Source organism: Ulvibacterium sp., from assembly GCF_965248315.1.
In the GTDB taxonomy this organism is placed as follows: Bacteria; Bacteroidota; Bacteroidia; order Flavobacteriales; family Flavobacteriaceae; genus Ulvibacterium.
Map to the genome: position 1 here is coordinate 1,883,512 of NZ_CBDFIX010000002.1, position 25,810 is coordinate 1,909,321.

Genomic DNA, 25,810 nt, shown 5'->3' on the forward strand with positions numbered 1-25,810 from the left:
TTAGAAACTAGCTCTTACGGTAAAACCATATCTTCTTACGGAGGGACCTGTAAAAAAGTCAATCCCCTGACCGTTACCTACACCCGTACTGGATGAGTTGGTATCATATCGTACGTTATCGGGGAAATTGATGGCCTTAAACCATAGGTTCTGCCCCGAAAGGGTAAAGGAAAGACTACCAAAAGGAGTCTTTTCCAACATTTTGGATGGCAGGGAATAACCCAAAGAAGCTTCCTGTAATCGAATTGTGGAACCATCAAAAATACTGAGCGGATTGATATCCCCTCCAAAATAGGTGTTAAAACCTAGTTCAGTTGCACTGATAGCCGTATCATTGGGTGAGCCATCAGCTTTCACACCAGGAAGGATGTAATTAGCTTCCCTATCAATTGGAACATCGTCATCAACTACCCCACGACCGATCAATGCCGATGTAGTTACGGAGTATACATCCCCACCATGGCGGTATTGGAGGTTAGCGGACAACGTAAAATTCTTATAGGTAATGGTAGGAATAAGTGCCGTTTGCCAATCAGGATTAGGATCCCCGATTTCCCCAATAGTTGGATCGAACAAATATCTTCCCGCATCATTAACCACTCTATTTCCATTATCGTCAAAAACAAAGTTACTACCGAGAAGCACCCCAAATGGTCTGCCTTCTACGGCATAGTTGGCTGCTTCACCATTAATGGCATCGGTCAAGAGGATATTGTTCGTGCCATCGGCTAGGTCTGTAACCGTAGTCTCAATAGTGGTCCAGTTACCGGCGATATTAATGCCGATTCCATTTTCGAACTCCTTCAAAATAGCAAGATCAAAATCGATTTCGACCCCTTGCGCTTGAATCTCACCAATGTTCACTGTTGTACTCGTAAAACCTGTGGAGCTATCCAAGGTACGATCCGTAATCAAGTCTGTGGTGCGCTTGTCAAAGAGGCTAACATTCAAATTTAGTCGGTTGAACAAACGGGTATCAAGACCAACCTCATATTCCTGGATTCGTTCCGGTTTCAGATCGGCATTCCCCAAAGTATTATCTACGGAGTTTGATGAGATAACATTACCATTTAAATCTACAAGACTTCTAGAGGTTAGCCCCAATACACTTCGTGTGTTAAAAGGGGTAGGGAAACCTGCGGATGAACCGTATCCCAAACGGAGTTTGGCATAGTTCAAAAAGTTGCCCTGGATACCTTCAAATGCAGAAGTAGGTACAAAAGAGATACTTGCACCAGGGTAGAAAATGGAGTTGTTTTCCCGCTCCAAAGTGGAAGACCAGTCATTCCGTCCTACCGCATTCAAGAATAACCAATCTTTATAACCTAGAGTAAGATCCAAATAGGCACCTACCAAGTTTTCTTCAAAGTTCTGGTTGAGGTTTGGATTATTACTTCCCCTTGTCAACGAATTTTGGGAAGAAGGGGTGGTAAAGTTAAAGTGTTCTAACACTCCAAAAACAAGTTGACCTTGACTTTCAATACCATCCTGTTCAAATTCGTCTCTTCTGCTATTTAAACCAGCGATTGCCTTTAGGTTAAGATTTTCAGAAAGATCTTTATCCGCGGATAGGATAAGGTCATGGTTCCAGATAGTATTACGAACACTGTTGGTACGTAACAGGCCGATTGCCGGACCGTCTACTCCTCCTTTATTCTGACCATAAAAATTGAATTCACTATATGTATCCAAACCTAAGCGATAGGTAAGGTTCATCCAATCATTAATTTCATAGGTAAGTGAAGTATTACCGATGAAACGATCCGTATCCTGGGATGTCTTAACATTAGCCACGGTCCAATATGGATTCTGAATATCGTTTCCACCACGGTAGTAGACGCTTCTACCATCTGCCGCTTGGAAGGGCAAGTTGGTCAAATCCACACTACGTGGGGTATACAAAAGATCTCCGAAAACCGCACCTCCGTTAAAGGCGGCACCACTACCGGTACTTACCGCATTTGGAGGAGATTTAAATCCGGTCCGGATGAAATTGAAAACACCACTTACCGTTAGTTTATTGGATAATCTGGCATTACCACCTAAATTGAAGTTGTTTCTAAGAAGTGTGTTCCCTGGAGTAATACCAATATCCTCGGTACGTCCATAGTTCAAATTGAAACTTGCTTTTTCACCTCCACCCCTAACATTTACAGAGGTGCTGGATACATAGCCCGTACGAAAGAACTCCTCAACACCATTATAAGGTTGATAGGGATAAGGGTCGTCCAATAAATCTTCAAAACCTGCGACTAACGTCTGATCAGCTATAAAGTTATGGGGATGTCGTAAAATGGCAACACCTCCAGGACCATCGCTTGAATATTGCGCAGCTGTAGCAATACCGTCATCATCGGTACGGTCAAAACGTGGCCCCCAGTTACTAAAAAAGAAACCAAAACCTTGATGGAATCCACCACCGTAGTTATCCTGGTATTTTGGCAAAATGGCATTGGAAAGGAATACGGACTGGGTAACGCTCACTTCAGTTTTGGAAGGGGCCTCGCCCGTGGCTGCACCTTTCGTGGTAATCAAGATTACCCCGTTTCGTCCGCGGTTACCATAAAGTACCGTAGCACTTAGACCTTTAAGAACGCTCACACTAGCAATGGTATTGGGATCGATATCCAAGAATCGGCTGGATTCCGTGTTCCCATCCAAAAAGGAAGTTTGTGTATTGGTCCCTGAATCGATAGGGATACCATCTACAACGAACAAAGGCTGGTTGGACTGGGTAACGGAACTAAAACCACGAATAATAATGTTGGTTCCCGAACCTGAAAGCCCGTTGTTGGCAGTGATGTTAACACCAGCCACTTTTCCTTGAAGGACCCGCCCTATATCGGCTTCTGGCCTGGAACTTACTTGCTCCTCGTCTACCGTGGTAACAGCGTATCCCAGAGATCGCTCTTCCCTTTGAATACCCTGGGCCGTAACAACAACCTCTTCAAGAGCCTGTGCGTCTTCCACCATTTGTACATCAATGGTGTTTGCACTTCCTACGGTAATCTCTTGGGTTCTTTGCCCAATATAGGAAAAAACCAAAACAGCGCCCTCTTCCGCGTTAAGGGTGTAGTTTCCATCAAAATCAGTCTGAGTACCCGTTGTGGTTCCTTTGACCACTACGGAAGTACCAGGCAAAGGAAGACCGTCTTGGTCTGTCACGGTACCTGAAACCGCTTTTTCCTGTGCAAAAGATAGCTGCACAATTAACGCCAGAAATAGCGTTAAAATTCCATTAAGTTTTGTTCTCATTTTTTAATTATTTGAATTAGCTACCGGCAAAAGTCATAAATTCATGTTAATAATCCAACTTTTTTTATCTTAAAGTTATGCGTGCATAACTTTTTCGTTTGTTAAAAAATGGAAAATTGAAAGTAAATTCTAGTAAAATATCACATATGTACGTACCTAGATTATATATGCAACATTATTAAAAAGGCAATAAAGAGAATACCTACAAAAAAAAGTTAAATTTTTAACAAGTACGCAAAAATCGGTTTGGGGCCTCAGAAAAATTCTTAAAATATCATTTCCGTAATTTTTTAATTGAAAAAATGCGAAATCAAAAATGATATATCAAATGGATTTTGGAGATATGACATAATCCGATCGGCAAGCAACATTTTTATTAATAAGAATTGAATCAAAATACTCTACCCAGCAGCGTTTTTTGTTTCATCCGTTCATTATGGAATATATTATTTGATTTGGTTCAATTAAATGAGTTTTGCCGGAAACTGAATAACAAACATCTATGGACATCCAGCATGTCCAAATCTAAATCCTGAGATCTAGAAGAAGAGTTGCCGCAATATGCGTATACTTTATTAAATAATCTTCCATAATAATTTCGACAGGTCAAAAGATTTACGGGAGCTGCTCCGATGAATTAATGAATGTAACAGTTTTGCTTGATCAATTTATCTGGTTCTTATACAGGGGCCAGGGAGGCTATATTTTTATACAGGATTTCGTTCCTATGGTCGGCAATGTTGGGCAGCCTTGGGGACCCTTAAATAAATGGATGAAAAATAAATTTTTTACCGTTTGAATTTTTGGAAAATATCACTACATTTGCCAGCCCTTAAACAAGGGTTATATTATATACATATTATAAGTAATGCCAACAATTTCACAATTAGTACGAAAAGGAAGGGCCACAATTACCAAGAAGAGTAAATCGGCTGCTTTGGATTCGTGTCCACAAAGAAGAGGTGTATGTACACGGGTATATACGACCACTCCTAAGAAACCAAATTCTGCAATGCGAAAGGTTGCAAGGGTAAGGTTGACCAATGGGAAGGAAGTTAACGCTTACATTCCGGGGGAAGGACACAACCTCCAAGAGCACTCGATAGTATTGGTAAGAGGCGGAAGGGTAAAGGATTTGCCGGGAGTTAGGTATCATATCGTGAGGGGCGCCCTGGACACAGCCGGTGTGGCAGGCAGAACCCAACGTAGATCTAAATACGGAGCAAAAAGACCCAAAAAGTAAATTAACGGTTTATGTTCAATGGTTGGGCCGTTTTGTGCACAACTTCATTTGGAACCTTAAACTTTTAAGAAAGCAGTAATGAGAAAAAAACAGGCAAAAAAAAGACCCCTCTTACCGGATCCCCGGTTTAACGATCAATTGGTTACCCGTTTTGTGAATATGATGATGTGGGACGGAAAAAAGTCCGTTGCCTTCCATGTATTCTATGGTGCCATGGATATCGTTGAGGAAAAGAAAACAGATGAAGAAAAGACCGCTTTAGATCTTTGGAAAGATGCCCTTTCCAATGTAATGCCCCATGTTGAGGTTAGAAGCAGGCGTGTTGGCGGTGCAACTTTTCAAATTCCTATGCAAATTCGTCCGGACAGGAAGATTTCTACTGCCATGAAGTGGTTGATAAGCTATGCAAGAAAGCGAAATGAAAAGGGAATGTCACAAAAACTGGCGGCAGAAATATTGGCAGCGGCCAAGGAAGAAGGAGCTGCTGTAAAGAAACGGGTAGACACCCATAAGATGGCAGAAGCAAACAAAGCATTTTCCCACTTTAGATTTTAATCAAAAATGGCAAGAGATTTAAAATATACAAGGAATATTGGTATTGCGGCGCATATAGATGCCGGTAAAACCACTACTACCGAACGTATCCTGTTTTATACAGGAGTAAGTCATAAAATAGGGGAGGTGCATGATGGTGCAGCTACCATGGACTGGATGGAGCAGGAGCAGGAGCGCGGTATTACCATTACATCAGCGGCTACTACATGTACTTGGAATTTCCCAATGAAGAACGGTGAGATTACAGATATTACAAAACCCTACCATTTTAATATTATAGATACCCCGGGTCACGTTGATTTTACTGTTGAGGTGAATCGGTCCCTACGTGTTCTGGACGGGCTTGTTTTTTTGTTTAGTGCCGTGGACGGAGTTGAGCCACAATCAGAAACTAACTGGAGGCTTGCCGATAACTACAAAGTTCCACGGATGGGCTTTGTAAACAAAATGGATAGACAGGGCTCTAACTTCCTTAATGTGTGTAAGCAGGTTAGGGAAATGTTGAAGTCCAATGCCGTCCCTATTGTACTTCCTATTGGGGATGAAGCTGATTTTAAGGGTATAGTGGATTTGGTAAAGAACCGTGCTATTGTCTGGCATGAACATGATATGGGAGCTACTTTTGATGTGGTAGACATCCCTGCGGAAATGGAAGAAGAAGTCCATGAGCATAGAGCGGCGCTTATAGAGGCGGTTGCGGAATATGACGAGAACCTTATGGAAAAATTCTTTGAGGATGAGGATTCCATAACGGAAGAAGAGGTTCACACGGCACTTAGGGCAGCGGTTATGGATATGAGTATAATCCCCATGATATGCGGTTCCTCCTTTAAGAACAAAGGTGTTCAATTCTTACTGGACGCTGTATGTAGATATTTGCCTTCGCCTTTGGATAAGGATGCTATAGTAGGCACTAATCCCGATACAGGAGAAGAAATTGCTAGAAAACCAGATTTAAAGGAGCCTTTTTCGGCATTGGCATTTAAAATTGCCACGGATCCTTTTGTTGGTCGTTTGGCTTTCTTTAGGGCATATTCCGGGAAATTGGATGCCGGATCCTATGTTTTGAACAATCGTTCCGGAAATAAAGAAAGGATTTCTAGGATATACCAAATGCATTCCAATAAACAGAATGCCGTTGCATCAATAGGTGCTGGTGATATTGGAGCTGCGGTAGGATTTAAAGACATAAAGACTGGAGATACCCTTTCCGATGAAAAACATCCTATTGTTTTGGAAAGTATGAACTTTCCCGATCCCGTAATCGGTATCGCAGTTGAGCCCAAGACAAAAGCAGATGTTGATAAGTTGGGAATGTCATTGGCAAAACTCGCTGAGGAAGATCCAACCTTTCAGGTAAAGACTGATGAAGCTTCTGGCCAAACCATCATTTCCGGAATGGGAGAACTTCATTTGGATATTATTGTAGATCGTCTAAGGAGGGAATTCAAGGTTGAAGTAAACCAGGGACAACCTCAGGTAGAATATAAGGAAGCTTTGACAGCCTCCGCCGAGCATCGGGAAGTATACAAGAAGCAGACCGGTGGACGCGGTAAATTTGCGGATATCGTCTTCACCATGGAGCCCGCAAGTGACGAGACCAAGGCAGGATTGGAATTTGTTAACGAAATTAAGGGAGGTAATATTCCCCGTGAGTATATTCCGTCTGTGGAAAAAGGATTTAAGGAGGCCATGAAAAATGGACCTTTGGCCGGTTTTGAGATGGATAGTATGAGGATAGTGCTGAAGGATGGTTCTTTCCACCCTGTAGATTCGGATTCATTATCTTTTGAATTGGCAGCTAAATTAGGCTATAAGGAAGCGGCTAAAAAGGCACGCGCCGTTCTAATGGAGCCTATTATGAAATTGGAGGCGTTGACCCCGGAAGAAAATATGGGTGATATCGTTGGAGACCTTAATAGGAGAAGAGGGCAAGTAAACAATATGGATGATAGGGCAGGTTCCAAAGTAATAAAGGCTGAGGTTCCGCTTTCTGAAATGTTCGGTTACGTTACTGCTTTGCGTACGTTGTCATCCGGTAGGGCTACTTCCACAATGGAATTTTCGCACTATGCGGAAACACCATCCAATATCGCTGAAGAAGTAATAAAGGCAGCCAAAGGTGTAACCGCTTAATTCTAGTAAGATGAGTCAAAAAATCAGAATAAAATTAAAATCGTACGATCACAACTTGGTGGATAAGTCCGCTGAAAAAATCGTAAAAACGGTAAAGACTACCGGCGCTGTGGTTACAGGCCCCATTCCTTTGCCAACGCATAAAAAAATATTTACGGTATTACGTTCACCGCACGTAAATAAAAAATCCCGGGAACAGTTTCAATTGAGCTCGTACAAACGACTCCTTGATATTTATAGTTCCTCTTCCAAAACGATTGATGCGTTGATGAAGTTGGAGCTTCCTAGCGGGGTTGAGGTAGAAATTAAGGTTTAGTGAGACTTGGTTTTTATGAGCTGAAAGCTGCTCTTAAAAACTATTAGCCGAACAAACACTGAGCGAAGACGAAGTGTCTGTTTTGGAATTAGTAGAAAGTAAAAACAAATCCTGAAACGATTTCGGGAATGACATGTCCAGAGCCGCGAGCGAAGGAAAAACGGAAAAAAATTAATTCAGGGTTGAATAATTTTTGACCCTATTTTTTTGGAAAGTAAGGAACAGTAATACGTAGTTTAATAATAACGGATGATTGATTTTCGGCTTGAAAATTAAAAATCCAAAATCTAAATCAATATGTCTGGGTTAATAGGAAAAAAAGTAGGCATGACCAGCATCTTTGACGAAAATGGAAAAAACATTCCATGTACCGTTATCGAAGCCGGCCCATGTGTAGTTACCCAAGTCAGAACCGAAGAGGTAGACGGGTATAGTGCCCTTCAACTCGGTTTCGATGACAAGGCAGAAAAGCGTGCAAACAAGGCCGAATCCGGCCATTTTAAGAAAGCAGGCGCATCTCCTAAAAAGAAGGTCATTGAATTCCGCGATTTTGAAGGTGAATTTAAATTGGGAGACACCGTTGGTGTCGATGTTTTTGTAGAAGGAGAGTTTGTTGATGTAGTGGGCACTTCAAAAGGGAAGGGTTTTCAAGGCGTAGTCAAAAGACATGGTTTTGGTGGGGTTGGTCAATCTACACATGGACAGCATAATAGGCTAAGGGCTCCAGGATCTATCGGTGCGGCATCCACGCCCTCAAGAGTTTTTAAGGGAATGCGCATGGCCGGTAGAATGGGTGGAGATCGGGTTACCGTTCAGAATTTAAGGGTTCTAAAAGTAGTACCTGAGAAAAACCTTATTGTTGTTAAGGGATGTGTTCCCGGTCATAAAAATGCATACGTAACTATTGAGAAGTAATGAAGGTAGCAGTTTTAGATATCAAAGGAAAAGACACTGGTAGAAAGGCAGACCTTTCTGATGCAGTCTTTGGAATAGAGCCCAACAAACATGCGGTGTATTTGGACGTAAAGCAATTTATGGCGCATCAAAGGCAGGGTACCCATAAGGCCAAGGAGCGTGGTGAGATAGTTGGAAGTACCCGAAAAATAAAAAAACAGAAAGGTACAGGAACTGCCAGGGCCGGTAGTATTAAGTCTCCAATTTTTAGAGGAGGAGGACGTATTTTTGGACCGAGGCCAAAGGATTATTCCCAAAAACTAAACAAAAATGTAAAGCGTTTGGCCCGTAAATCGGCCTTGAGCATGAAGTCAAAGGACAAGGCAATTTTGGTTGTTGAGGATTTTGATTTTGAGACACCAAAGACCAAGGATTTCATTCAAGTTTTGAAGTCTTTAGGGCTGGAAAACAAAAAATCTTTGTTTGTGTTGGGCCATTCAAATAATAGCGTATATTTGTCTTCGCGTAATTTGAAGGGTTCAGAGGTTTTAACTAGCTCAGAATTAAGCACTTACAAAATTTTAAACGCCAATAATATTGTGTTGTTGGAAGGTGCTTTGGAAGGGCTTGAGACCAACCTAAATAAATAAGATGACCATGAGTGTGTTGATAAAACCTATAATAACCGAAAAGATGACCGCTGATAGCGAGTTGTATAACCGTTATGGTTTCTTTGTTGATCCCAAAGCGAACAAGTTGCAGATCAAAGATGCTGTTGAGGCCACTTATGGAGTTTCGGTCAAAAAGGTTCGGACCATGAACTATGGCCCGACCAGAAAATCCAGATACACCAAGACAGGAGTACAGCATGGTAAAACAAATGCCTTAAAAAAGGCAATTGTGGATGTAGCGGATGGAGATATCATCGATTTTTACAGTAATCTATAAAGACACGGAATGTCAGTTAGAAAATTAAAACCGATAACTCCCGGACAGCGTTTTAGAGTAGTAAACGGATTTGACACGCTTACTGCTGATAAGCCGGAGAAAAGCTTGCTTACTCCGTTAAAAAAGTCGGGAGGTAGAAACAGTCAAGGAAAAATGACCATTCGCCATCGGGGCGGTGGGCACAAAAGAAGGTACAGGATTATTGATTTTAAAAGGGACAAACAAGATGTCGCCGCTACGGTGAAATCTATCCAATATGACCCCAATAGGACAGCCTTTATAGCACTTTTGGAGTATTCTGATGGTGAAAAACGCTATGTAATAGCGCAAAATGGTCTTCAAGTCGACCAGAAAATTTCATCTGGGAAAGGTGTAGCGCCGGAAATCGGTAATGCATTGCCCTTGAGTGAAATCCCTTTAGGAACAATCATTTCATGTATTGAGTTGCGACCTGGACAAGGAGCTGTAATGGCAAGGAGTGCCGGTACTTTTGCCCAATTAATGGCAAGGGAGGGTAAATACGCCACCGTTAAACTACCCTCAGGAGAGACCAGATTAGTACTTTCTGGCTGTTTGGCTACCATTGGTGCAGTGTCCAATTCGGATCATCAGTTAATCGTATCCGGTAAGGCAGGTAGAAGTAGATGGCTAGGCAAAAGACCTAGAACACGACCTGTTGCCATGAACCCTGTAGATCACCCAATGGGTGGTGGAGAAGGAAGAGCCTCCGGAGGTCATCCTAGATCCAAGAATGGAATCCCGGCCAAAGGATATAGAACCCGTTCCAAGACCAAGGATACCAACCGATACATAATAGAACGTAGAAAGAAGTAAAATTAGAAAGAAGAATAAATGGCACGCTCATTAAAGAAAGGACCTTACGTTCATTATAGTTTAGAGAAAAAGATTCAGCAGAATGCAGCTTCTGGAAAGAAGAGCGTCATCAAGACGTGGTCCAGGGCCTCTATGATAACACCGGATTTTGTTGGCTTAACCATTGCGGTTCACAACGGACGACAGTTTGTGCCGGTCTATATCACCGAAAATATGGTGGGCCATAAGCTGGGGGAATTTTCACCTACTAGATCTTTTAGGGGTCATGCAGGTGCAAAGAACAAAGGTAAAAAGTAAGCTATGGGAGTTCGAAAAAGACAGATGGCCGAAAGATTAAAGGCTGAAAAGAAACAAATGGCATTTGCCAAGCTCAATAATTGCCCCACCTCACCACGTAAGATGCGCTTGGTGGCGGATTTGATTCGTGGAGAGGGTGTTGAAAGGGCGCTGGCGATTCTGAGGTTCAACCCTAAGGAAGCCTCCCGTAGATTGGAGAAGTTGTTGCTTTCGGCGTTGGCTAATTGGGAAGCTAAGAATGAAGAGGCTAACGTTGAGGATGCCGAGCTTTTTATTAAGGAAATCCGAGTAGATAGTGCCGGTATGTTAAAGCGATTACGTCCGGCCCCTCAAGGAAGGGCACACAGAATAAGAAAACGATCCAATCATGTAACATTGGTTTTGGGATCTAATAATAATATGGAAAGTTAGGATGGGACAAAAAACAAATCCGATAGGGAATCGTCTAGGAATTATCAGGGGTTGGGAATCCAACTGGTATGGAGGAAATGATTATGGCGAAAAATTGGCCGAGGACGAAAAAATACGGAAGTATATCCATGCGCGTCTTTCCAAGGCCAGCGTATCCCGGGTAATTATTGAGCGTACGCTAAAATTGATTACCGTAACCATCACTACGGCCAGACCTGGTATTATAATTGGTAAGGGTGGACAGGAAGTAGATAAATTGAAGGAAGAACTTAAGAAGATTACCAATAAAGAGGTCCAGATCAATATCTATGAAATTAAAAGACCGGAGTTGGATGCCAATTTGGTCGCTGCCAGTATTGCCCGTCAGATTGAAAGTAGAATATCGTTCAGACGAGCCATAAAAATGGCTATTGCCGCGGCAATACGTATGAATGCGGAAGGGATAAAAGTACAGATATCAGGACGTTTGAACGGGGCGGAAATGGCGCGGTCAGAGTCTTACAAGGACGGGCGGATTCCATTATCCACTTTTAGGGCGGATATTGATTATGCCATGCAGGAAGCCCATACCACGTACGGAAGGTTAGGTATTAAAGTATGGATCATGAAGGGCGAGGTCTATGGCAAGCGGGAGCTTTCCCCATTGGTCGGCATGTCCAAGGGCCAAGGAAAAGGTGGCAAACAAGATGGAGGAAGGAAACCACGCCGTAGAAAGTAATTTTTTAAAGAAGTAGAAAATGTTACAGCCAAAGAGAACCAAGTATCGTAAAATGCAGAAAGGCCGTATGAAAGGCAATGCCGGAAGAGGGCATCAACTTTCAAATGGTATGTTCGGTATAAAGACCTTGGATTCAAAGTTTATAACATCCAGACAGATTGAGGCAGCCCGTATTGCGGCCACCCGATATATGAAAAGGGAAGGACAATTGTGGATAAAGATTTTCCCGGACAAACCTATCACCAAAAAACCTTTGGAAGTACGTATGGGTAAAGGTAAGGGAGCACCGGAATATTTTGTGGCTATCGTTAAGCCTGGAAGGGTTCTTTTCGAGGTTGCAGGTGTGCCTATGGATATAGCCAAGGAAGCGTTGCGTTTGGCGGCACAAAAGCTGCCGGTCAGAACAAAATTTGTTGTTGCACGGGATTATGAGCATAAGGATTAATCGTAAGGTGATATGAAAAAACAAGAGATAAAACAAATGTCGGTCGAGGAGCTTACGGAAAAACTTGCCGAGTATAAAAAGCAACATGCCGATTTAAAAATGGCCCATTTTGTGACACCATTGGAAAATCCACTTCAGATACGAAAGGTCAGGAGAACTGTAGCAAGATTGGCAACGGAATTAACTAATAGGGAAAACCAATAATTGGTTCTGCTTTATGGAAAAAAGAAACTTAAGAAAAGAGAGAATAGGGGTCGTGACAAGTGACCGGATGGAGAAATCCATTGTGGTAGCGGAAGTCAAAAGGGTTAAGCATCCCATGTATGGTAAGTTCGTTTTAAAAACGAAGAAGTATGTTGCACACGACGAGAAGAACGACTGCAATATTGGAGATACCGTAAAGATTATGGAGACCCGTCCTTTGAGTAAGACCAAATGTTGGAGGTTAGTAGAAATTTTGGAAAGAGCTAAATAATTATGTTACAGCAAGAATCTAGGCTAAAGGTAGCTGACAACACAGGGGCAAAGGAAGTTTTGACCATTAGGGTACTCGGTGGAACAAAGAGAAGATATGCTTCTATTGGAGACAAAATAGTAGTTACCGTTAAGGAAGCCACTCCCAACGGAGGAATAAAGAAGGGAGCTGTTTCCACTGCCGTTGTGGTAAGAACGAAAAAGGAGGTAAGAAGACCGGATGGCTCTTACATACGTTTTGATGACAATGCCTGTGTATTGTTGAATCCAACAGGAGAAATGAGAGGAACCCGGGTTTTTGGACCAGTGGCCAGGGAGCTTCGGGAAAAACAATTCATGAAAATTGTATCCTTGGCGCCTGAGGTACTATAATATTGTATTGGAGATGAGAAAGTTAAAAATAAGGACAGGAGATACCGTACGGATTGTTGCCGGTGACCACAAAGGAACCGAAGGCAAGATTTTAAGTGTGGATATTAAGAAGAACAAGGCAATCGTGGAAGGTGCCAATATGGTTTCCAAACATGAAAAGCCTAGTGCCAAAAACCCGCAGGGAGGTATTGTCAAAAAGGAAGCGCCTATTCATATTTCCAATCTGTCATTGATCGATGCAAAGTCGGGAGAAACGACTAGAGTCGGATTTGAGATTAGGGATGGAAAGAAAGTACGGGTTTCCAAAAAATCGAATGAAGTAATTTAGTTATGGCTTACGTAGCAAGGTTAAAGAAAGAATACAGCGAGCGAATCATCGATGCTTTGAAGCAGGAATTCGGTTATAAGAATGTGATGGAAGTCCCGAAGTTGAAGAAAATCGTAGTTAGTAGAGGAGTCGGTGCCGCCGTTGCGGATAAAAAGTTGATCGACCATGCCGTTGAGGAACTTGGTATCATTACCGGCCAAAAGGCGGTTGCCACAATATCTAAAAAAGACGTAGCTGCCTTTAAGTTGCGAAAAGGAATGCCGATCGGTGCGAAGGTTACACTTCGTGGTGAGCGTATGTATGAATTTTTGGATAGACTCGTTACTACGGCTTTGCCCAGGGTAAGGGATTTTCAAGGTATTAGGGCCACCGGTTTTGATGGACGGGGCAATTATAACTTAGGTGTAACGGAACAAATTATTTTTCCGGAAATCAATATTGACAAGATTAATAGAATCAATGGGATGGACATCACCTTTGTTACCTCCGCAGATACAGATAAGGAAGCAAAATCATTGTTAACGGAATTGGGATTACCCTTTAAAAAGAACTAGTATGGCTAAAGAATCAATGAAGGCCCGTGAAAGGAAAAGAGCAAGAACGGTAGCTAAATATGCTGAAAAGCGCAAAGCCTTAAAAGAAGCTGGAGACTATGAAGCTTTGCAGAAGTTGCCAAGAAACGCCTCCCCAGTGCGTATGCACAATCGTTGCAAGTTAACGGGAAGACCCAAAGGGTATATGCGTACTTTTGGGATTTCCAGGGTAATGTTCAGGGAGATGGCCAACAAAGGATTGATTCCAGGAGTTAAAAAAGCCAGTTGGTAGATTATTATATAATTCTGAGTACAGATATTCTTAATAAAGAGAAATGGTTACAGATACTATAGCAGATTATTTAACAAGGGTTAGGAACGCCAGTAGAGCAGGGCACCGCGTAGTTGAAATACCCGCCTCCAACCTCAAAAAGGAAATAACCAAGATACTCTTTGATCAAGGGTATATTTTAAGTTATAAGTTTGAGGACAATGAAGTACAAGGCACAATTAAGATAGCCCTCAAGTATGATAAGGTGACCAAGGAGCCGGTCATCAAGAAAATTAAACGCGTAAGTAAGCCCGGATTAAGGAAATATGCGGGTTCCGAAGATTTACCTCGCGTCCTTAATGGTTTGGGAATTGCCATAGTATCTACCTCACATGGGGTAATGACAAGCAAGCAGGCCAAAAATGACAACGTTGGGGGAGAAGTTTTGTGCTACGTTTATTAATAGTATAGAAAAGAAGTATAAAGATGTCTAGAATAGGTAATAACCCGGTAGCAATTCCTGAAGGAGTGACCGTAGAGGTAAGTGACAATGTGGTTACGGTAAAGGGTAAACTTGGAGAGTTGACACAGGAATATTCCGGAGTATCCATAAAAATTGAGGACGGCCAGGTATTGGTTGCCAGACCTTCGGACTCCAAGGAACACAAAGCCAAACATGGTTTGTATCGGGCCCTTGTCAACAATATGGTAGAAGGTGTTTCCAAAGGATGGACCAAAGAATTGGAGCTAGTGGGCGTGGGATATAGAGCATCCAATCAGGGACAGAAGTTAGATCTTGCCTTGGGATTCTCCCACAATATCGTTATGGATTTGGCGCCTGAAGTTAAAATAGAGACAACATCCGAAAAAGGAAAGAATCCGATTATAAAATTAACCTCCCATGATAAGCAATTGGTGGGACAGATAGCGGCCAAAATCAGATCTTTCCGTAAGCCGGAACCTTACAAAGGGAAGGGCATCAAATTTGTTGGTGAGCAATTAAGAAGAAAAGCAGGTAAATCAGCTTAATAATACAAGTAATGGCATTATCAAAGATTGAAAGAAAATATAGGATAAGAAAGAGAATACGCAAGGTATCCTCCGGAACTGCCGAAAGACCCCGGTTATCCGTCTTTAGAAGTAATAGCGAAATTTACGTTCAAGTCATAGACGATAGGAAAGGTGAAACCTTAGCTGCGGCTTCTTCCAGAGATAAGGATTTGGCCAAGGCAAAAGGAACTAAAAAGGAAGTAGCTACGTTGGTGGGTAAGGCCATTGCTGAAAAGTGTTCTAAAGCGGGTATTGAAAAAGTTGCCTTCGATAGAGGTGGAAACCTCTATCATGGAAGGGTAAAAGCTTTGGCCGAAGGTGCCAGGGAAGCAGGACTAAAATTTTAAATTTAGGTATGTACCAGAAATACAAAAACGTTGAGACCGTTAAGCCTGGGGGCTTAGAATTAAAGGATAGATTGGTCGGCGTCCAAAGGGTAACCAAGGTAACCAAGGGTGGAAGGGCCTTTGGCTTTTCCGCAATAGTTGTTGTTGGTGATGAAAATGGTGTTGTGGGACATGGTTTGGGTAAGTCCAAGGAAGTGGCAACGGCCATTGCCAAAGCCATTGAAGATGCCAAGAAGAACCTAATCCGTATTCCTTTGAATAAAGGTACACTTCCGCATGAGCAAAAAGGAAAATATGGCGGCGCGCGGGTTTATATACAGCCGGCATCCCATGGTACCGGGGTAATTGCAGGTGGAGCCGTAAGGGCGGTGTTGGAATCCGTAGGTGTACAGGACGTATTGTCAAAATCCCAAGGATCGTCCAATCCACATAACGTGGTAAAGGCAACTTTTGATGCTTTATTACAACTTAGGGACGCTAGGACAGTTGCAAGGCAAAGAGGTATTTCCTTGGAAAAAGTGTTTAAAGGATAACAGGTAAGGACAATGGCAAAAATTAAAGTAAAACAGGTTAGGAGTAGCATCAAGCGACCACAAAATCAAAAAAGGACTTTAAAGGCGCTTGGTCTACGAAAAATAGGTCAGGTAGTGGAGCATGAGGACACACCTAATATCCTGGGCATGATAAACAAAGTAAAACATTTGGTTTCCACCGAAGGAGCTTAACATAAAAGATCATGAATTTAAGTAGTCTAAAACCAGCCAAAGGTGCTGTCCACAAGGAAGGGAAAAGAGTAGGAAGGGGCCAAGGCTCCGGAAAGGGAGGTACAGCTACCAGAGGTCACAAAGGTGCAAAATCAAGGTCCGGATACTCCAAGAAAATTGGTTTTGAAGGAGGACAAATGCCGTTGCAAAGACGTGTTCCCAAGTTTGGCTTTACCAATATCAATAGGAAGGAATACAAGGGCATAAATCTGGATACTTTACAGGAATTGGTCGATAAGAAAGTAATAAAGGATACGGTTACTATTGATACTTTGATTGAAAATAGATTGGCCCGTAAAAATGATTTGGTCAAAATCCTTGGGGGTGGTGAGTTAAAAGCCTCCCTTAAAGTTTCCGTTCATAAATTTACTGCTAGTGCCAAGGCGGCGATAGAGGCTGCAGGTGGAGAGGCAATAAGTTTATAAGGAAGAATACTATGAAGAAATTTTTTGAAACCATATCCAATATTTGGAAAATCGAAGAGCTAAGGAATCGTATCTTGATTACCTTGGGTCTTCTTTTGGTGTACCGTTTTGGTTGCCAAATTGTTCTTCCAGGTATTGATTCATCACAACTTGCCGAATTGGCTTCCAGCACGGATCAAGGTATTTTTGGTTTGTTGAACGCCTTTACGGGAGGGGCATTTGCTAATGCATCGATTTTTGCATTGGGGATTATGCCCTACATTTCGGCATCTATTGTGGTTCAATTAATGGGGATAGCCATACCCTATCTTCAAAAACTGGATAAGGAGGGCGAAAGTGGTAGAAAGACCAAAAACCAGATTACAAGATGGTTGACCATAGGCATCTGTATCGTACAGGCACCGGCATATTTATATGGATTGGAAGCTTTTGGGGTTAGGGACAGTGCATTCCTTTTGGGGAAAGGCCTAAACTTCATGATTCCTGCTGTAATTATTTTGGTAACAGGATGCGTCTTTGCGATGTGGTTGGGTGAAAAAATTACGGACAAGGGTATCGGAAATGGAATTTCCTTGTTGATAATGATCGGGATTATTGCAACCATGCCCCAATCATTTGTACAGGAGTTTTTCTCTAGGACTACGAATAACACCGGAGGCTTAATGTTTATTTTGATCGAGGTTATTCTATGGTTTCTTGTTATTCTGGCCAGTGTACTCTTGGTAATGGCCACAAGGCGTATTCCGGTTCAATATGCGAGGAGATCCGCATCAGGAGGATATGAAAAGAATGTAATGGGTTCAAGACAATATATCCCATTAAAACTAAATGCATCCGGGGTTATGCCGATTATTTTTGCCCAAGCAATAATGTTTGCCCCGGGATTGTTGGGAAAAACATTTAATGAAACAGCCTTTGGACAATGGATGGAGGTACAGTTCAGTGATATATTTGGTTTGGCATATAATATTTTATTCGGGGTACTTATCGTAATATTTACGTTTTTCTATACGGCGATTACAGTGCCTACCAATAAAATGGCCGATGATCTTAAAAGAAGTGGAGGTTTCATTCCCGGGATACGACCCGGTAAGGAAACGGCCGATTTTTTAGATAAAATCATGTCCTTGATAACACTCCCAGGCTCAATATTCCTGGCCTTACTGGCGGTTCTACCAGCAATTGTGGTAAAGCTTATGGATGTGCAGGCAGGATGGGCACTGTTTTATGGCGGCACCTCCCTGTTAATTATGGTAGGGGTAGCCATTGATACGGTTCAACAAGTAAACGCTTATTTGCTGAACAGACATTATGATGGATTAATGAAAACCGGAAAAAATAGAAAAGTAGCATAGTTTATGGCCAAGCAAGCACCTATAGAACAAGATGGTAGCATCATAGAGGCATTGTCCAATGCGATGTTTCGGGTAGAATTGGAAAATGGTCATGTAGTTACCGCCCATATCTCCGGAAAAATGCGCATGCATTATATAAAACTACTTCCAGGGGACAAGGTGAAGTTGGAGATGAGTCCTTATGACCTTACCAAAGCTAGAATTACATATAGATATTAAGAAGGAGACATGAAAGTAAGAGCATCGATAAAAAAAAGGAGTGCCGAGTGCAAAATCGTTCGGAGAAAGGGGCGATTGTACGTAATCAACAAAAAGAATCCTAGATTTAAACAAAGACAAGGATAGTTATGGCAAGAATTGCAGGTATAGATATACCAAAACAAAAAAGAGGTGTAATAGCCCTAACCTATATTTTTGGTATTGGAAAAAGTAGGGCCCAGGAAATTTTGGAAAAGGCCCAAGTAAGCGAGGATACCAAAGTATCTGACTGGAACGATGACGAAATTGGTCGTATTCGGGAAGCTGTATCATCCTATACCATAGAAGGCGAACTGCGTTCAGAGACCCAATTGAACATTAAACGTTTAATGGATATTGGATGCTATAGGGGCATTCGCCATAGATCAGGATTACCTTTAAGAGGGCAAAGGACAAAGAACAATTCCAGGACCCGTAAAGGAAAAAGAAAAACTGTTGCCAACAAGAAAAAGGCAACGAAATAACAAATTGGTATCAAGTATAGCAGCTTAATACTAAACACGAAAAGAAAATGGCAAAGGCAAGTACAAAGGCGGCAAAAAAACGCAAGGTTATTGTGGACTCGGTGGGAGAGGCCCATATTACCGCCTCTTTTAACAACATCATAATTTCATTGACCAATAAAAAGGGTGATGTCATCTCATGGTCCTCTGCAGGCAAGTTGGGTTTCAGGGGTTCCAAGAAAAATACACCATATGCCGCACAGGTAGCCGCCGAGGATTGTGCAAAAATTGCTCATGAGGCAGGCCTTAGAAAGGTTAAAGTCTATGTTAAGGGACCTGGCAACGGTAGGGAATCGGCAATACGAACTATTCATAATTCCGGCATTGAGGTAACCGAAATCATTGATGTTACCCCTATGCCCCACAACGGATGTAGACCTCCCAAAAGAAGAAGAGTTTAAACAACACATAAATATTTCATAGGAGTGTACCTAATGATTATCGAAGGATAAGCCTTAATTCATAATCGCACTTCAAACTATAGGAAAATGGCAAGATACACAGGACCAAAAAGTAAGATCGCCCGAAAGTTCGGAGAAGCGATTTTTGGAGACGACAAGTCTTTTGAGAAAAAAAATTACCCTCCGGGACAACATGGACAAAACAGACGTCGCGGAAAAAAATCGGAATATGCCATCCAGCTAATGGAGAAGCAAAAAGCCAAATATACCTATGGTATTTTGGAAAAGCAGTTTCGTAATCTTTTTGCCAAGGCAAAACGTAAGGAAGGCGTTACCGGCGAAGTACTATTGCAATTGTGCGAATCCCGCTTGGATAATGTGGTATACAGAATGGGTATTTCCACATCCAGAAGAGGGGCAAGGCAATTGGTTTCCCATAGACACATAACCGTAAACGGAGAGTTGGTTAATATACCGTCATACTCATTACGACCTGGGGATATAGTTGGTGTAAGGGAAAAATCCAAGTCCCTGCAAACCATACAGGATGCATTGGCTTCCAATAGCAGTGTATACGAATGGATTACATGGAATACTGAGAAGAAGGAAGGTACTTTTGTTTCTACCCCTGAACGTTTGCAGATTCCTGAGAATATCAAGGAACAATTAATAGTCGAGTTATACTCAAAATAAATCAACACTGATCCAATTATGGCATTATTTAATTTTCAGAAACCCGATAAAGTAATAATGATCGATTCCTCAGACTTCGAGGGCAAATTCGAATTTCGCCCTTTGGAGCCTGGTTATGGATTAACTGTTGGGAACGCATTAAGAAGGGTATTGCTTTCTTCCTTGGAAGGACACGCCATCACATCGGTAAGGATCGATAAGGTAGAACATGAATTTTCCGTAATTCCGGGTGTTGTAGAGGATGTTACGGAGATTATACTGAACCTAAAACAGGTTCGGTTTAAAAAGCAAATTGAGGATTCCGAAGCGGAAACCGTTTCCATATCCGTAAGTGGTAAAGAGCAAATGACCGCAGGTGATTTCCAAAAGTTTATCTCAGGATATCAAGTGCTGAATCCGGATTTGGTTATTTGCAATATGGATGCCAAAGTAAGCATCAATATGGAAATCACCATTGATAAGGGAAGGGGCTATGTACCTGCCGAGGAAAACAAGAAGTCTGGGACACCCCTAGGAACTATTGCGGTAGATTCTATCTTCACCCCAATAAAGAACGTAAAATACAGCATTGAGAATTTTCGTGTGGAGCAGAAGACCGATTATGAAAAATTGGTGTTCGAGATTGAAACAGATGGTTCCATTCATCCAAAGGACGCGTTGACCGAGGGAGCCAAGGTCCTTATACATCACTTCATGTTGTTCTCCGATGAGCGGATTACTTTGGAGGCGGATGAAATTGCACAAACGGAAACCTATGATGAGGAATCCTTGCATATGAGGCAATTGCTTAAGACAAAATTGGTAGATATGGATCTTTCCGTACGCGCCTTGAACTGTTTGAAAGCTGCCGAGGTAGATACACTTGGGGATTTGGTATCCTTTAACAAGAATGACTTGATGAAGTTTAGGAATTTTGGTAAAAAGTCCCTCACCGAGTTAGAGGAATTGGTTATCAACAAAGGTCTAAGTTTTGGAATGGACCTTTCAAAATATAAGTTGGACAAAGATTAATAATTTGCTTCTGTTGGAAGGGAGGGTCCCGGATAAGGAAGAAAATAGAAAACACAATGAGACACGGTAAAAAGTTCAATCATTTAGGACGAAAAGCTGCACATAGAAAAGCCATGCTGGCAAATATGGCCTGTTCCCTAATTGAACACAAGAGGATAAATACCACGGTGGCCAAGGCCAAGGCCTTAAAACAGTTTATAGAACCATTGATTACCAAATCCAAGGCGGAGAACAATCAAACAGTGGAAAAAGGCACACACAACAGACGCGTTGCCTTTAAGAACCTTAGAGATAAATATGCGGTTACCGAACTTTTTGATTCGGTCTCGGAAAAAGTTGGCGATAGGCCAGGGGGCTATACAAGAATTATAAAGCTGGGCAACCGCTTGGGAGATAATGCGGATATGGCCATGATAGAGTTGGTAGACTTTAACGAACTATATAATGCCGGTAAACCGAAGAAGAAATCCACGCGTAGGAGTAGAAGGGGTAAAGGAAGTAAGTCCGAAGCTCCGCCTGTTGCCGTGGCGGAAAACGCCGTAGAATCAAAAGAAGTAGCGGGCATAGAAGCTAAAGCGGATGATTCTGAAGAATAAAATGTTAGTATATTTTAATATTTACAAAAGGATAGACTTTATAGTTTATCCTTTTTTTATGTTTATTTGTGAAACAAAAATAGAGCAGCACTTATGAAGTACACATCCAAAAAAAAGGCATTATTGATATTGGCAGATGGAACAATTTTCCATGGAAAGGCAGTTGGTGATAAAGAAGGTACGGCGTTTGGTGAAGTATGCTTCAATACGGGTATGACGGGATATCAGGAAATATTTACGGATCCTTCCTATTTTGGACAGCTCATGGTAATGACCAACGCCCATATCGGAAATTATGGAGCACATAATGAAGAAGTGGAGTCCGATACGGTAAAGATTGCCGGGCTTATCTGTAAAAATTTCAGTTATGAATATTCCCGACCTGATGCGGATATGGGCTTGAAGGAGTTCTTGGACAAGAGTAACTTACTCGCTATTTCGGATGTGGATACCAGGGCATTGGTCAGCTATATCAGGGACAATGGTGCAATGAATGCCGTAATTTCTACGGATGTGGAAAATTTGGATGCTCTAAAAAGTAAATTGGCAGAAGTGCCCAGTATGGAAGGTTTGGAATTGGCTTCTAGAGTTTCGGCAAAAGAAGCCTATTATTACGGGGATGAGAATGCCAGCTATAGGATATCCGCATTGGACATTGGTATAAAGAAAAACATTCTTAGGAATTTGGCAAAACGGGATGCCTATATAAAAGTGTTTCCCTATAATACCTCATTTGAGGAAATGGCAGAATGGAACCCGGATGCTTATTTCATATCCAATGGACCCGGAGATCCGGAACCTTTAACGGAGGCCATAGCTACAGCAAAGGAAATCATTAAGACTGATAAACCACTCTTCGGTATATGTTTGGGTCATCAAGTCATTGCCCTTGCCAATGGCGTATCTACCTATAAAATGCATAATGGGCATAGGGGAATCAATCATCCCATTCTAAACCTGATTACCGGAAAGGGAGAGATAACCTCCCAGAACCATGGGTTTGCCATCAACAGGGAAGAGACCGAAAAAAATCCAAATTTGGAGATTACCCACGTACATCTCAATGATCAAACCGTAGCAGGAATACGAATGAAGAACAAGGATGTATTCTCGGTTCAATACCATCCAGAGGCAAGTCCGGGACCTCATGATGCGGACTATCTGTTTGATGATTTTTTTGAGATAATCAAGAAGACGTCACAGCAAACGGTTTAGATTAAATAATCGTTATTTCATACAGAATATTGTAGCTCAAAGCCTTAGGATAAGGGCACCGTTTCGTATCTTTGCATTTTCAAAATCAATCCTAAAAATTAAAGAAAAAAAAATGAGTATCATCCTTAGTGTACATGCAAGACAAATTCTGGATTCAAGGGGAAATCCAACGGTAGAAGTAGATGTAATTACAGAGAATGGTGTTCTGGGAAGGGCCGCAGTACCTTCGGGAGCATCTACCGGAGAACATGAAGCAGTAGAGTTACGTGATGGTGGCAGCTCATTTATGGGAAAAGGCGTTAGTAAGGCCGTTGATAATGTAAATTCCGTAATTGCGGAAGAAATTTTGGGAATGTCCATTTTTGAACAAAACGGAATAGATCAGGCTATGATTGCCTTGGATGGTACTTCCAACAAATCAAAACTGGGGGCCAATGCTATTTTGGGAGTCTCCCTAGCTGTGGCGAAGGCCGCAGCCAATGAATTGGGAATACCTTTGTATAGATATGTTGGAGGTGTTAGTGCAAACACCTTGCCCGTCCCCATGATGAATATCATTAATGGAGGCTCGCATTCCGATGCACCCATTGCATTTCAGGAATTTATGGTAATGCCTGTGAAGGCCAAGAATTTTACCCATGCCATGCAAATGGGGACAGAGATTTTCCATAATCTAAAGAAAGTGCTTCATGATAGGAATTTAAGCACCGCCGTAGGTGATGAAGGAGGGTTTGCCCCTACTTTGGATGGTACGGAAGATGCCCTGGATACTATTGCCAAGGCGGTGGAAAATGCCGGGTATAAATTTGGGGACGATGTAATGATAGCATTGGACTGTGCGTCAGCGGAGTTTTATGAAAATGGCACCTATGACTATACCTTGTTTGAAGGAGACAAGGGAGCGGTACGCAACTCCGAGCAACAGGCTGAATACTTGGCCGAACTTTGCTCCAAATATCCCATTATTTCGATTGAGGATGGAATGGACGAAAACGACTGGGACGGTTGGAAACTCCTTACTGAAAAAGTTGGGGATAAAGTACAATTGGTAGGGGATGACCTTTTTGTAACCAATGTAGAACGACTTTCGCGCGGAATCGAAAATGGGATAGCCAATTCCATTTTAATCAAGGTAAATCAAATAGGAACACTTTCGGAGACAATAGCAGCGGTCAACATGGCGAAGAATGCCGGATATACTTCTGTAATGAGCCATCGCTCCGGGGAAACCGAGGACAATACCATAGCCGATTTGGCGGTTGCGTTGAACACCGGTCAGATAAAGACCGGTTCAGCTTCCCGTTCGGATAGGATGGCCAAATACAATCAGTTACTTCGTATTGAAGAGGAATTGGGAGATGTGGCCTATTATCCGCAGGAAAAGGCTTTTAAAGTAAAATAAATTACCTTTTGTTAACCTATAGGAAGCCTTCCTAAAAAAGGAAGGCTTTTTCTTTGTAGTTTATGACCAATCTCATTACATATTCAGTGCGCATTGCTTATATTTTGGCCTTCTAATTTTTACGAATGAACAACTTCCTTTTTGTTGCCGCGGAGAATGATGCCATAGCCAACTGTAAGGCTGGTGGTATGGGTGACGTAGTTAGGGATGTCCCCAGGCAGATTTCCGAAAGAGGGGATAAGGTACATGTTATAGTCCCTTCCTATTCTAGACTTCACAGAGATGGAGGAACATTAAAAACGCGACTTACCTTTCATCTAAGGGGAACTACCTATTCTGCGGAGTTGTATGAGGTGATTCCAAAAAAAGAGTATAACAATATCCATCATTATGTTATCCATCACCCTGAAATAGAGGCAGGGGATATTGCCCATATCTACCATAACAATCCGGTTGAGCCATTTTATACGGATTTCATTAAGTACGTTATATTTTGCACTGCAGTGGCCGAAGCTATTAAGGAAGATGCTTTTGGTAGTTTGGATATTGTTCATATGCATGACTGGCATTCCAGCCTCATGGTATTTTTAAAAACATACCACCCGGCATATGAGTCCCTGAAAAGAATACGATTTGTATATACCATCCATAATTTGGCAATACAGGGCATACGGCCATTCGGAGATAATTATTCTTCGCTACAAAATTGGTTCCCGGATATTTCTTTGGATTATGATAATTTGATGGATTATAGATACCGGGATTGTGTGAACCTTATGGCCTTGGGCATTCGGCTTTCCGATGCTGTACATACAGTATCTCCATCCTATAAGGAAGATGTACTTTTACCCAGTTCTCCTCCTGAGTTTATAGGTGGTGAAGGTTTGGAAAAAGATTTAGGGCAAGCAGAAAATCAAGGTAGGCTTTATGGGATTTTAAATGGATCCAATTACAAAAATATCCGTACCGCCAAGAAAGGGAACATCTATCGCAATACGGTCAAGGCACTTTTTGGATGGTTACAACAAGAGTCTAAAAAATACAAAGCGGATTTTTTGGCACATACAGGGGAAAAGGTGATGGAATTGGTAGATAACAGACCTAAGTTCATCATTTCCAGCGTGGCACGTTTAACAGAACAAAAGTTCTATTTCTTTAAGCGTTCTCCTGAAGTCTTTATTGAAATCCTGAAGAAGTTGCAAAAGGTAGATGGTATCTTTATGCTCTTGGGAACTGGAGCACCGGAGTACGAGGAACTCTTTAGAGGACTGAGTTATGAGCATGAGAATTTCATTTTTACCAATGGCCAATCAGAGGATTTGATTGATTCGATCTATCTGGAAACGGATCTCTATTTTATGCCAAGCCTTTTTGAGCCTTGCGGCATTAGTCAAATGTTGTCCATGCGCAACGGAAATCCCTGTCTAGTGCATGCAACAGGAGGCCTAAAGGACACGGTGGAACATATGAAGACCGGATTTAGTTTTGGTGGGGAATCCTACGATGAGAAAATCAATAATATGCTACTAAGTTTTGATCAGGCTTTGGACGTCTTTCAGAATGATAAACCCAAATGGAAAAAGATACAATCCGCGGCAAAAAAAATGAGATTTACCTGGGAGAAATCTGTAGATGAATATTACGAGGTGCTCTATTTGCTTTAAGCTTTTTCGGCGGTTTTTAATTCAGTCTAAAGGCTATGTTAATAATCTCCTAAACAAGAGGCCTTAATTGTTAACATTCTCTCTTTTTCTTAACTT

The 25,810-nt window shown here is 41.9% G+C and carries 36 protein-coding genes; 35 read left to right on the top strand and 1 reads right to left on the bottom strand.

Translation table 11 applies throughout. From position 1 onward, the window contains the following. Nucleotides 1-3,255: a SusC/RagA family TonB-linked outer membrane protein gene (locus ACP2AF_RS09590; protein WP_425235949.1), complete on the bottom strand. Its 3,255-nt coding sequence runs from the start codon at nucleotides 3,253-3,255 to the stop codon at nucleotides 1-3. Nucleotides 3,256-4,123: 868 nt separating this feature from the next. Between ACP2AF_RS09590 and rpsL the strand changes: the two genes are divergently transcribed. The 35 genes from rpsL (at nucleotide 4,124) to ACP2AF_RS09765 (ending at nucleotide 25,714) form a co-directional block, all read left to right on the top strand. Then, nucleotides 4,124-4,498 carry a 30S ribosomal protein S12 gene (gene rpsL / locus ACP2AF_RS09595; RefSeq protein ID WP_013305196.1) on the top strand — a complete coding sequence of 125 codons (375 nt, stop codon included), beginning with the start codon at nucleotides 4,124-4,126 and terminating at the stop codon, nucleotides 4,496-4,498. A 78-nt stretch (nucleotides 4,499-4,576) separates the two neighbouring features. Further along, nucleotides 4,577-5,053, top strand: coding sequence for a 30S ribosomal protein S7 (gene rpsG, locus ACP2AF_RS09600; RefSeq protein ID WP_425235950.1), 477 nt, complete (start codon nucleotides 4,577-4,579; stop codon nucleotides 5,051-5,053). Nucleotides 5,054-5,059: 6 nt separating this feature from the next. Further along, nucleotides 5,060-7,189: an elongation factor G gene (fusA, locus tag ACP2AF_RS09605; protein WP_425235951.1), complete on the top strand. Its 2,130-nt coding sequence runs from the start codon at nucleotides 5,060-5,062 to the stop codon at nucleotides 7,187-7,189. 10 nt (nucleotides 7,190-7,199) lie between these two features. After that, on the top strand, nucleotides 7,200-7,505 hold the full coding sequence (gene rpsJ / locus ACP2AF_RS09610) for a 30S ribosomal protein S10 (RefSeq protein WP_007094989.1): 306 nt from the start codon (nucleotides 7,200-7,202) through the stop codon (nucleotides 7,503-7,505). A gap of 297 nt (nucleotides 7,506-7,802) precedes the next feature. Further along, complete coding sequence (gene rplC, locus ACP2AF_RS09615; RefSeq protein WP_425235952.1) at nucleotides 7,803-8,420, top strand: 50S ribosomal protein L3; 618 nt, start codon at nucleotides 7,803-7,805, stop codon at nucleotides 8,418-8,420. Further along, complete coding sequence (gene rplD, locus ACP2AF_RS09620) at nucleotides 8,420-9,049, top strand: 50S ribosomal protein L4 (RefSeq protein WP_425235953.1); 630 nt, start codon at nucleotides 8,420-8,422, stop codon at nucleotides 9,047-9,049. The genes rplC and rplD overlap by 1 nt, the downstream gene beginning before the upstream one ends. A gap of 7 nt (nucleotides 9,050-9,056) precedes the next feature. Continuing rightward, entirely contained in the window at nucleotides 9,057-9,347 is a 291-nt protein-coding gene (rplW, locus tag ACP2AF_RS09625) for a 50S ribosomal protein L23 (protein WP_120712442.1), read from the top strand. A gap of 9 nt (nucleotides 9,348-9,356) precedes the next feature. Continuing rightward, the gene (gene rplB / locus ACP2AF_RS09630) at nucleotides 9,357-10,181 is read left to right on the top strand and encodes a 50S ribosomal protein L2 (RefSeq protein WP_425235954.1); all 825 of its coding nucleotides are present in this window, start codon (nucleotides 9,357-9,359) and stop codon (nucleotides 10,179-10,181) included. An 18-nt stretch (nucleotides 10,182-10,199) separates the two neighbouring features. Next, nucleotides 10,200-10,478: a 30S ribosomal protein S19 gene (rpsS, locus tag ACP2AF_RS09635; protein WP_120712444.1), complete on the top strand. Its 279-nt coding sequence runs from the start codon at nucleotides 10,200-10,202 to the stop codon at nucleotides 10,476-10,478. A 3-nt stretch (nucleotides 10,479-10,481) separates the two neighbouring features. Beyond that, nucleotides 10,482-10,889, top strand: a complete 408-nt coding sequence (gene rplV / locus ACP2AF_RS09640) for a 50S ribosomal protein L22 (RefSeq protein ID WP_425235955.1) — start codon at nucleotides 10,482-10,484, stop codon at nucleotides 10,887-10,889. A gap of 1 nt (nucleotide 10,890) precedes the next feature. Next, entirely contained in the window at nucleotides 10,891-11,607 is a 717-nt protein-coding gene (gene rpsC / locus ACP2AF_RS09645; protein ID WP_425235956.1) for a 30S ribosomal protein S3, read from the top strand. A gap of 19 nt (nucleotides 11,608-11,626) precedes the next feature. Then, the gene (rplP, locus tag ACP2AF_RS09650; protein ID WP_425235957.1) at nucleotides 11,627-12,052 is read left to right on the top strand and encodes a 50S ribosomal protein L16; all 426 of its coding nucleotides are present in this window, start codon (nucleotides 11,627-11,629) and stop codon (nucleotides 12,050-12,052) included. 12 nt (nucleotides 12,053-12,064) lie between these two features. Next, nucleotides 12,065-12,256: a 50S ribosomal protein L29 gene (gene rpmC / locus ACP2AF_RS09655; RefSeq protein ID WP_425235958.1), complete on the top strand. Its 192-nt coding sequence runs from the start codon at nucleotides 12,065-12,067 to the stop codon at nucleotides 12,254-12,256. Between the two features lie 13 nt (nucleotides 12,257-12,269). Continuing rightward, complete coding sequence (gene rpsQ / locus ACP2AF_RS09660; protein WP_120712449.1) at nucleotides 12,270-12,527, top strand: 30S ribosomal protein S17; 258 nt, start codon at nucleotides 12,270-12,272, stop codon at nucleotides 12,525-12,527. A 2-nt stretch (nucleotides 12,528-12,529) separates the two neighbouring features. Further along, nucleotides 12,530-12,898 carry a 50S ribosomal protein L14 gene (rplN, locus tag ACP2AF_RS09665; protein ID WP_120712450.1) on the top strand — a complete coding sequence of 123 codons (369 nt, stop codon included), beginning with the start codon at nucleotides 12,530-12,532 and terminating at the stop codon, nucleotides 12,896-12,898. 13 nt (nucleotides 12,899-12,911) lie between these two features. Beyond that, nucleotides 12,912-13,226 carry a 50S ribosomal protein L24 gene (rplX, locus tag ACP2AF_RS09670; RefSeq protein WP_120712451.1) on the top strand — a complete coding sequence of 105 codons (315 nt, stop codon included), beginning with the start codon at nucleotides 12,912-12,914 and terminating at the stop codon, nucleotides 13,224-13,226. Between the two features lie 2 nt (nucleotides 13,227-13,228). Next, entirely contained in the window at nucleotides 13,229-13,780 is a 552-nt protein-coding gene (gene rplE, locus ACP2AF_RS09675) for a 50S ribosomal protein L5 (RefSeq protein WP_425235959.1), read from the top strand. Nucleotide 13,781: 1 nt separating this feature from the next. Next, nucleotides 13,782-14,051 carry a 30S ribosomal protein S14 gene (gene rpsN, locus ACP2AF_RS09680; protein ID WP_013993870.1) on the top strand — a complete coding sequence of 90 codons (270 nt, stop codon included), beginning with the start codon at nucleotides 13,782-13,784 and terminating at the stop codon, nucleotides 14,049-14,051. A 43-nt stretch (nucleotides 14,052-14,094) separates the two neighbouring features. Beyond that, nucleotides 14,095-14,493: a 30S ribosomal protein S8 gene (rpsH, locus tag ACP2AF_RS09685; RefSeq protein WP_425235960.1), complete on the top strand. Its 399-nt coding sequence runs from the start codon at nucleotides 14,095-14,097 to the stop codon at nucleotides 14,491-14,493. A 23-nt stretch (nucleotides 14,494-14,516) separates the two neighbouring features. Further along, entirely contained in the window at nucleotides 14,517-15,059 is a 543-nt protein-coding gene (gene rplF / locus ACP2AF_RS09690) for a 50S ribosomal protein L6 (RefSeq protein WP_425235961.1), read from the top strand. 11 nt (nucleotides 15,060-15,070) lie between these two features. Then, nucleotides 15,071-15,427 carry a 50S ribosomal protein L18 gene (gene rplR / locus ACP2AF_RS09695; protein ID WP_120712455.1) on the top strand — a complete coding sequence of 119 codons (357 nt, stop codon included), beginning with the start codon at nucleotides 15,071-15,073 and terminating at the stop codon, nucleotides 15,425-15,427. Between the two features lie 8 nt (nucleotides 15,428-15,435). Then, nucleotides 15,436-15,960 carry a 30S ribosomal protein S5 gene (rpsE, locus tag ACP2AF_RS09700; protein WP_120712456.1) on the top strand — a complete coding sequence of 175 codons (525 nt, stop codon included), beginning with the start codon at nucleotides 15,436-15,438 and terminating at the stop codon, nucleotides 15,958-15,960. Between the two features lie 12 nt (nucleotides 15,961-15,972). Next, nucleotides 15,973-16,152 (top strand): 50S ribosomal protein L30, encoded by a 180-nt coding sequence (gene rpmD, locus ACP2AF_RS09705; protein ID WP_120712457.1) that lies wholly within the window; start codon nucleotides 15,973-15,975, stop codon nucleotides 16,150-16,152. Between the two features lie 11 nt (nucleotides 16,153-16,163). Beyond that, nucleotides 16,164-16,616, top strand: a complete 453-nt coding sequence (rplO, locus tag ACP2AF_RS09710) for a 50S ribosomal protein L15 (protein WP_425235962.1) — start codon at nucleotides 16,164-16,166, stop codon at nucleotides 16,614-16,616. 11 nt (nucleotides 16,617-16,627) lie between these two features. Beyond that, complete coding sequence (gene secY / locus ACP2AF_RS09715; RefSeq protein WP_425235963.1) at nucleotides 16,628-17,971, top strand: preprotein translocase subunit SecY; 1,344 nt, start codon at nucleotides 16,628-16,630, stop codon at nucleotides 17,969-17,971. A gap of 3 nt (nucleotides 17,972-17,974) precedes the next feature. After that, nucleotides 17,975-18,190 (top strand): translation initiation factor IF-1, encoded by a 216-nt coding sequence (infA, locus tag ACP2AF_RS09720; protein ID WP_015753973.1) that lies wholly within the window; start codon nucleotides 17,975-17,977, stop codon nucleotides 18,188-18,190. Between the two features lie 9 nt (nucleotides 18,191-18,199). Next, nucleotides 18,200-18,316 (top strand): type B 50S ribosomal protein L36, encoded by a 117-nt coding sequence (gene ykgO / locus ACP2AF_RS09725; protein ID WP_013621733.1) that lies wholly within the window; start codon nucleotides 18,200-18,202, stop codon nucleotides 18,314-18,316. Nucleotides 18,317-18,318: 2 nt separating this feature from the next. Continuing rightward, complete coding sequence (rpsM, locus tag ACP2AF_RS09730) at nucleotides 18,319-18,693, top strand: 30S ribosomal protein S13 (protein WP_425235964.1); 375 nt, start codon at nucleotides 18,319-18,321, stop codon at nucleotides 18,691-18,693. 47 nt (nucleotides 18,694-18,740) lie between these two features. Next, nucleotides 18,741-19,133, top strand: coding sequence for a 30S ribosomal protein S11 (gene rpsK / locus ACP2AF_RS09735; protein ID WP_120712461.1), 393 nt, complete (start codon nucleotides 18,741-18,743; stop codon nucleotides 19,131-19,133). An 87-nt stretch (nucleotides 19,134-19,220) separates the two neighbouring features. Continuing rightward, nucleotides 19,221-19,826: a 30S ribosomal protein S4 gene (gene rpsD / locus ACP2AF_RS09740; RefSeq protein ID WP_425235965.1), complete on the top strand. Its 606-nt coding sequence runs from the start codon at nucleotides 19,221-19,223 to the stop codon at nucleotides 19,824-19,826. A gap of 18 nt (nucleotides 19,827-19,844) precedes the next feature. Beyond that, entirely contained in the window at nucleotides 19,845-20,837 is a 993-nt protein-coding gene (locus ACP2AF_RS09745; protein WP_120712463.1) for a DNA-directed RNA polymerase subunit alpha, read from the top strand. A 56-nt stretch (nucleotides 20,838-20,893) separates the two neighbouring features. Then, on the top strand, nucleotides 20,894-21,433 hold the full coding sequence (gene rplQ / locus ACP2AF_RS09750; protein ID WP_425235966.1) for a 50S ribosomal protein L17: 540 nt from the start codon (nucleotides 20,894-20,896) through the stop codon (nucleotides 21,431-21,433). 93 nt (nucleotides 21,434-21,526) lie between these two features. Beyond that, entirely contained in the window at nucleotides 21,527-22,648 is a 1,122-nt protein-coding gene (gene carA, locus ACP2AF_RS09755) for a glutamine-hydrolyzing carbamoyl-phosphate synthase small subunit (RefSeq protein ID WP_425235967.1), read from the top strand. A gap of 112 nt (nucleotides 22,649-22,760) precedes the next feature. Further along, nucleotides 22,761-24,050, top strand: coding sequence for a phosphopyruvate hydratase (gene eno / locus ACP2AF_RS09760; RefSeq protein ID WP_425235968.1), 1,290 nt, complete (start codon nucleotides 22,761-22,763; stop codon nucleotides 24,048-24,050). A gap of 125 nt (nucleotides 24,051-24,175) precedes the next feature. Further along, complete coding sequence (locus ACP2AF_RS09765) at nucleotides 24,176-25,714, top strand: glycogen synthase (protein WP_425235969.1); 1,539 nt, start codon at nucleotides 24,176-24,178, stop codon at nucleotides 25,712-25,714. Nucleotides 25,715-25,810 lie beyond the last annotated feature (96 nt).

Bases quoted from the DNA above. Each gene is read 5' to 3' on its own strand.
- rplR (WP_120712455.1), top strand. From the start codon at position 15,071: ATGGCATTATCAAAGATTGAAAGAAAATATAGGATAAGAAAGAGAATA.
- rpsL (WP_013305196.1), top strand. From the start codon at position 4,124: ATGCCAACAATTTCACAATTAGTACGAAAAGGAAGGGCCACAATTACC.
- rpsS (WP_120712444.1), top strand. From the start codon at position 10,200: ATGGCACGCTCATTAAAGAAAGGACCTTACGTTCATTATAGTTTAGAG.
- ykgO (WP_013621733.1), top strand. From the start codon at position 18,200: ATGAAAGTAAGAGCATCGATAAAAAAAAGGAGTGCCGAGTGCAAAATC.
- secY (WP_425235963.1), top strand. From the start codon at position 16,628: ATGAAGAAATTTTTTGAAACCATATCCAATATTTGGAAAATCGAAGAG.
- ACP2AF_RS09590 (WP_425235949.1), bottom strand. From the start codon at position 3,255: ATGAGAACAAAACTTAATGGAATTTTAACGCTATTTCTGGCGTTAATT.
- rplV (WP_425235955.1), top strand. From the start codon at position 10,482: ATGGGAGTTCGAAAAAGACAGATGGCCGAAAGATTAAAGGCTGAAAAG.
- ACP2AF_RS09745 (WP_120712463.1), top strand. From the start codon at position 19,845: ATGGCATTATTTAATTTTCAGAAACCCGATAAAGTAATAATGATCGAT.
- rplO (WP_425235962.1), top strand. From the start codon at position 16,164: ATGAATTTAAGTAGTCTAAAACCAGCCAAAGGTGCTGTCCACAAGGAA.
- rpsC (WP_425235956.1), top strand. From the start codon at position 10,891: ATGGGACAAAAAACAAATCCGATAGGGAATCGTCTAGGAATTATCAGG.
- rplF (WP_425235961.1), top strand. From the start codon at position 14,517: ATGTCTAGAATAGGTAATAACCCGGTAGCAATTCCTGAAGGAGTGACC.
- rplN (WP_120712450.1), top strand. From the start codon at position 12,530: ATGTTACAGCAAGAATCTAGGCTAAAGGTAGCTGACAACACAGGGGCA.
- rplX (WP_120712451.1), top strand. From the start codon at position 12,912: ATGAGAAAGTTAAAAATAAGGACAGGAGATACCGTACGGATTGTTGCC.
- eno (WP_425235968.1), top strand. From the start codon at position 22,761: ATGAGTATCATCCTTAGTGTACATGCAAGACAAATTCTGGATTCAAGG.
- rpsJ (WP_007094989.1), top strand. From the start codon at position 7,200: ATGAGTCAAAAAATCAGAATAAAATTAAAATCGTACGATCACAACTTG.
- rpsK (WP_120712461.1), top strand. From the start codon at position 18,741: ATGGCAAAGGCAAGTACAAAGGCGGCAAAAAAACGCAAGGTTATTGTG.
- carA (WP_425235967.1), top strand. From the start codon at position 21,527: ATGAAGTACACATCCAAAAAAAAGGCATTATTGATATTGGCAGATGGA.
- rpsG (WP_425235950.1), top strand. From the start codon at position 4,577: ATGAGAAAAAAACAGGCAAAAAAAAGACCCCTCTTACCGGATCCCCGG.
- rplP (WP_425235957.1), top strand. From the start codon at position 11,627: ATGTTACAGCCAAAGAGAACCAAGTATCGTAAAATGCAGAAAGGCCGT.
- rpsM (WP_425235964.1), top strand. From the start codon at position 18,319: ATGGCAAGAATTGCAGGTATAGATATACCAAAACAAAAAAGAGGTGTA.
- rpsE (WP_120712456.1), top strand. From the start codon at position 15,436: ATGTACCAGAAATACAAAAACGTTGAGACCGTTAAGCCTGGGGGCTTA.
- rpsQ (WP_120712449.1), top strand. From the start codon at position 12,270: ATGGAAAAAAGAAACTTAAGAAAAGAGAGAATAGGGGTCGTGACAAGT.
- rplD (WP_425235953.1), top strand. From the start codon at position 8,420: ATGAAGGTAGCAGTTTTAGATATCAAAGGAAAAGACACTGGTAGAAAG.
- rplE (WP_425235959.1), top strand. From the start codon at position 13,229: ATGGCTTACGTAGCAAGGTTAAAGAAAGAATACAGCGAGCGAATCATC.
- ACP2AF_RS09765 (WP_425235969.1), top strand. From the start codon at position 24,176: ATGAACAACTTCCTTTTTGTTGCCGCGGAGAATGATGCCATAGCCAAC.
- rpsD (WP_425235965.1), top strand. From the start codon at position 19,221: ATGGCAAGATACACAGGACCAAAAAGTAAGATCGCCCGAAAGTTCGGA.
- rplC (WP_425235952.1), top strand. From the start codon at position 7,803: ATGTCTGGGTTAATAGGAAAAAAAGTAGGCATGACCAGCATCTTTGAC.
- rpsH (WP_425235960.1), top strand. From the start codon at position 14,095: ATGGTTACAGATACTATAGCAGATTATTTAACAAGGGTTAGGAACGCC.
- fusA (WP_425235951.1), top strand. From the start codon at position 5,060: ATGGCAAGAGATTTAAAATATACAAGGAATATTGGTATTGCGGCGCAT.
- rplB (WP_425235954.1), top strand. From the start codon at position 9,357: ATGTCAGTTAGAAAATTAAAACCGATAACTCCCGGACAGCGTTTTAGA.
- rpmD (WP_120712457.1), top strand. From the start codon at position 15,973: ATGGCAAAAATTAAAGTAAAACAGGTTAGGAGTAGCATCAAGCGACCA.
- rplW (WP_120712442.1), top strand. From the start codon at position 9,057: ATGAGTGTGTTGATAAAACCTATAATAACCGAAAAGATGACCGCTGAT.
- rpmC (WP_425235958.1), top strand. From the start codon at position 12,065: ATGAAAAAACAAGAGATAAAACAAATGTCGGTCGAGGAGCTTACGGAA.
- infA (WP_015753973.1), top strand. From the start codon at position 17,975: ATGGCCAAGCAAGCACCTATAGAACAAGATGGTAGCATCATAGAGGCA.
- rplQ (WP_425235966.1), top strand. From the start codon at position 20,894: ATGAGACACGGTAAAAAGTTCAATCATTTAGGACGAAAAGCTGCACAT.
- rpsN (WP_013993870.1), top strand. From the start codon at position 13,782: ATGGCTAAAGAATCAATGAAGGCCCGTGAAAGGAAAAGAGCAAGAACG.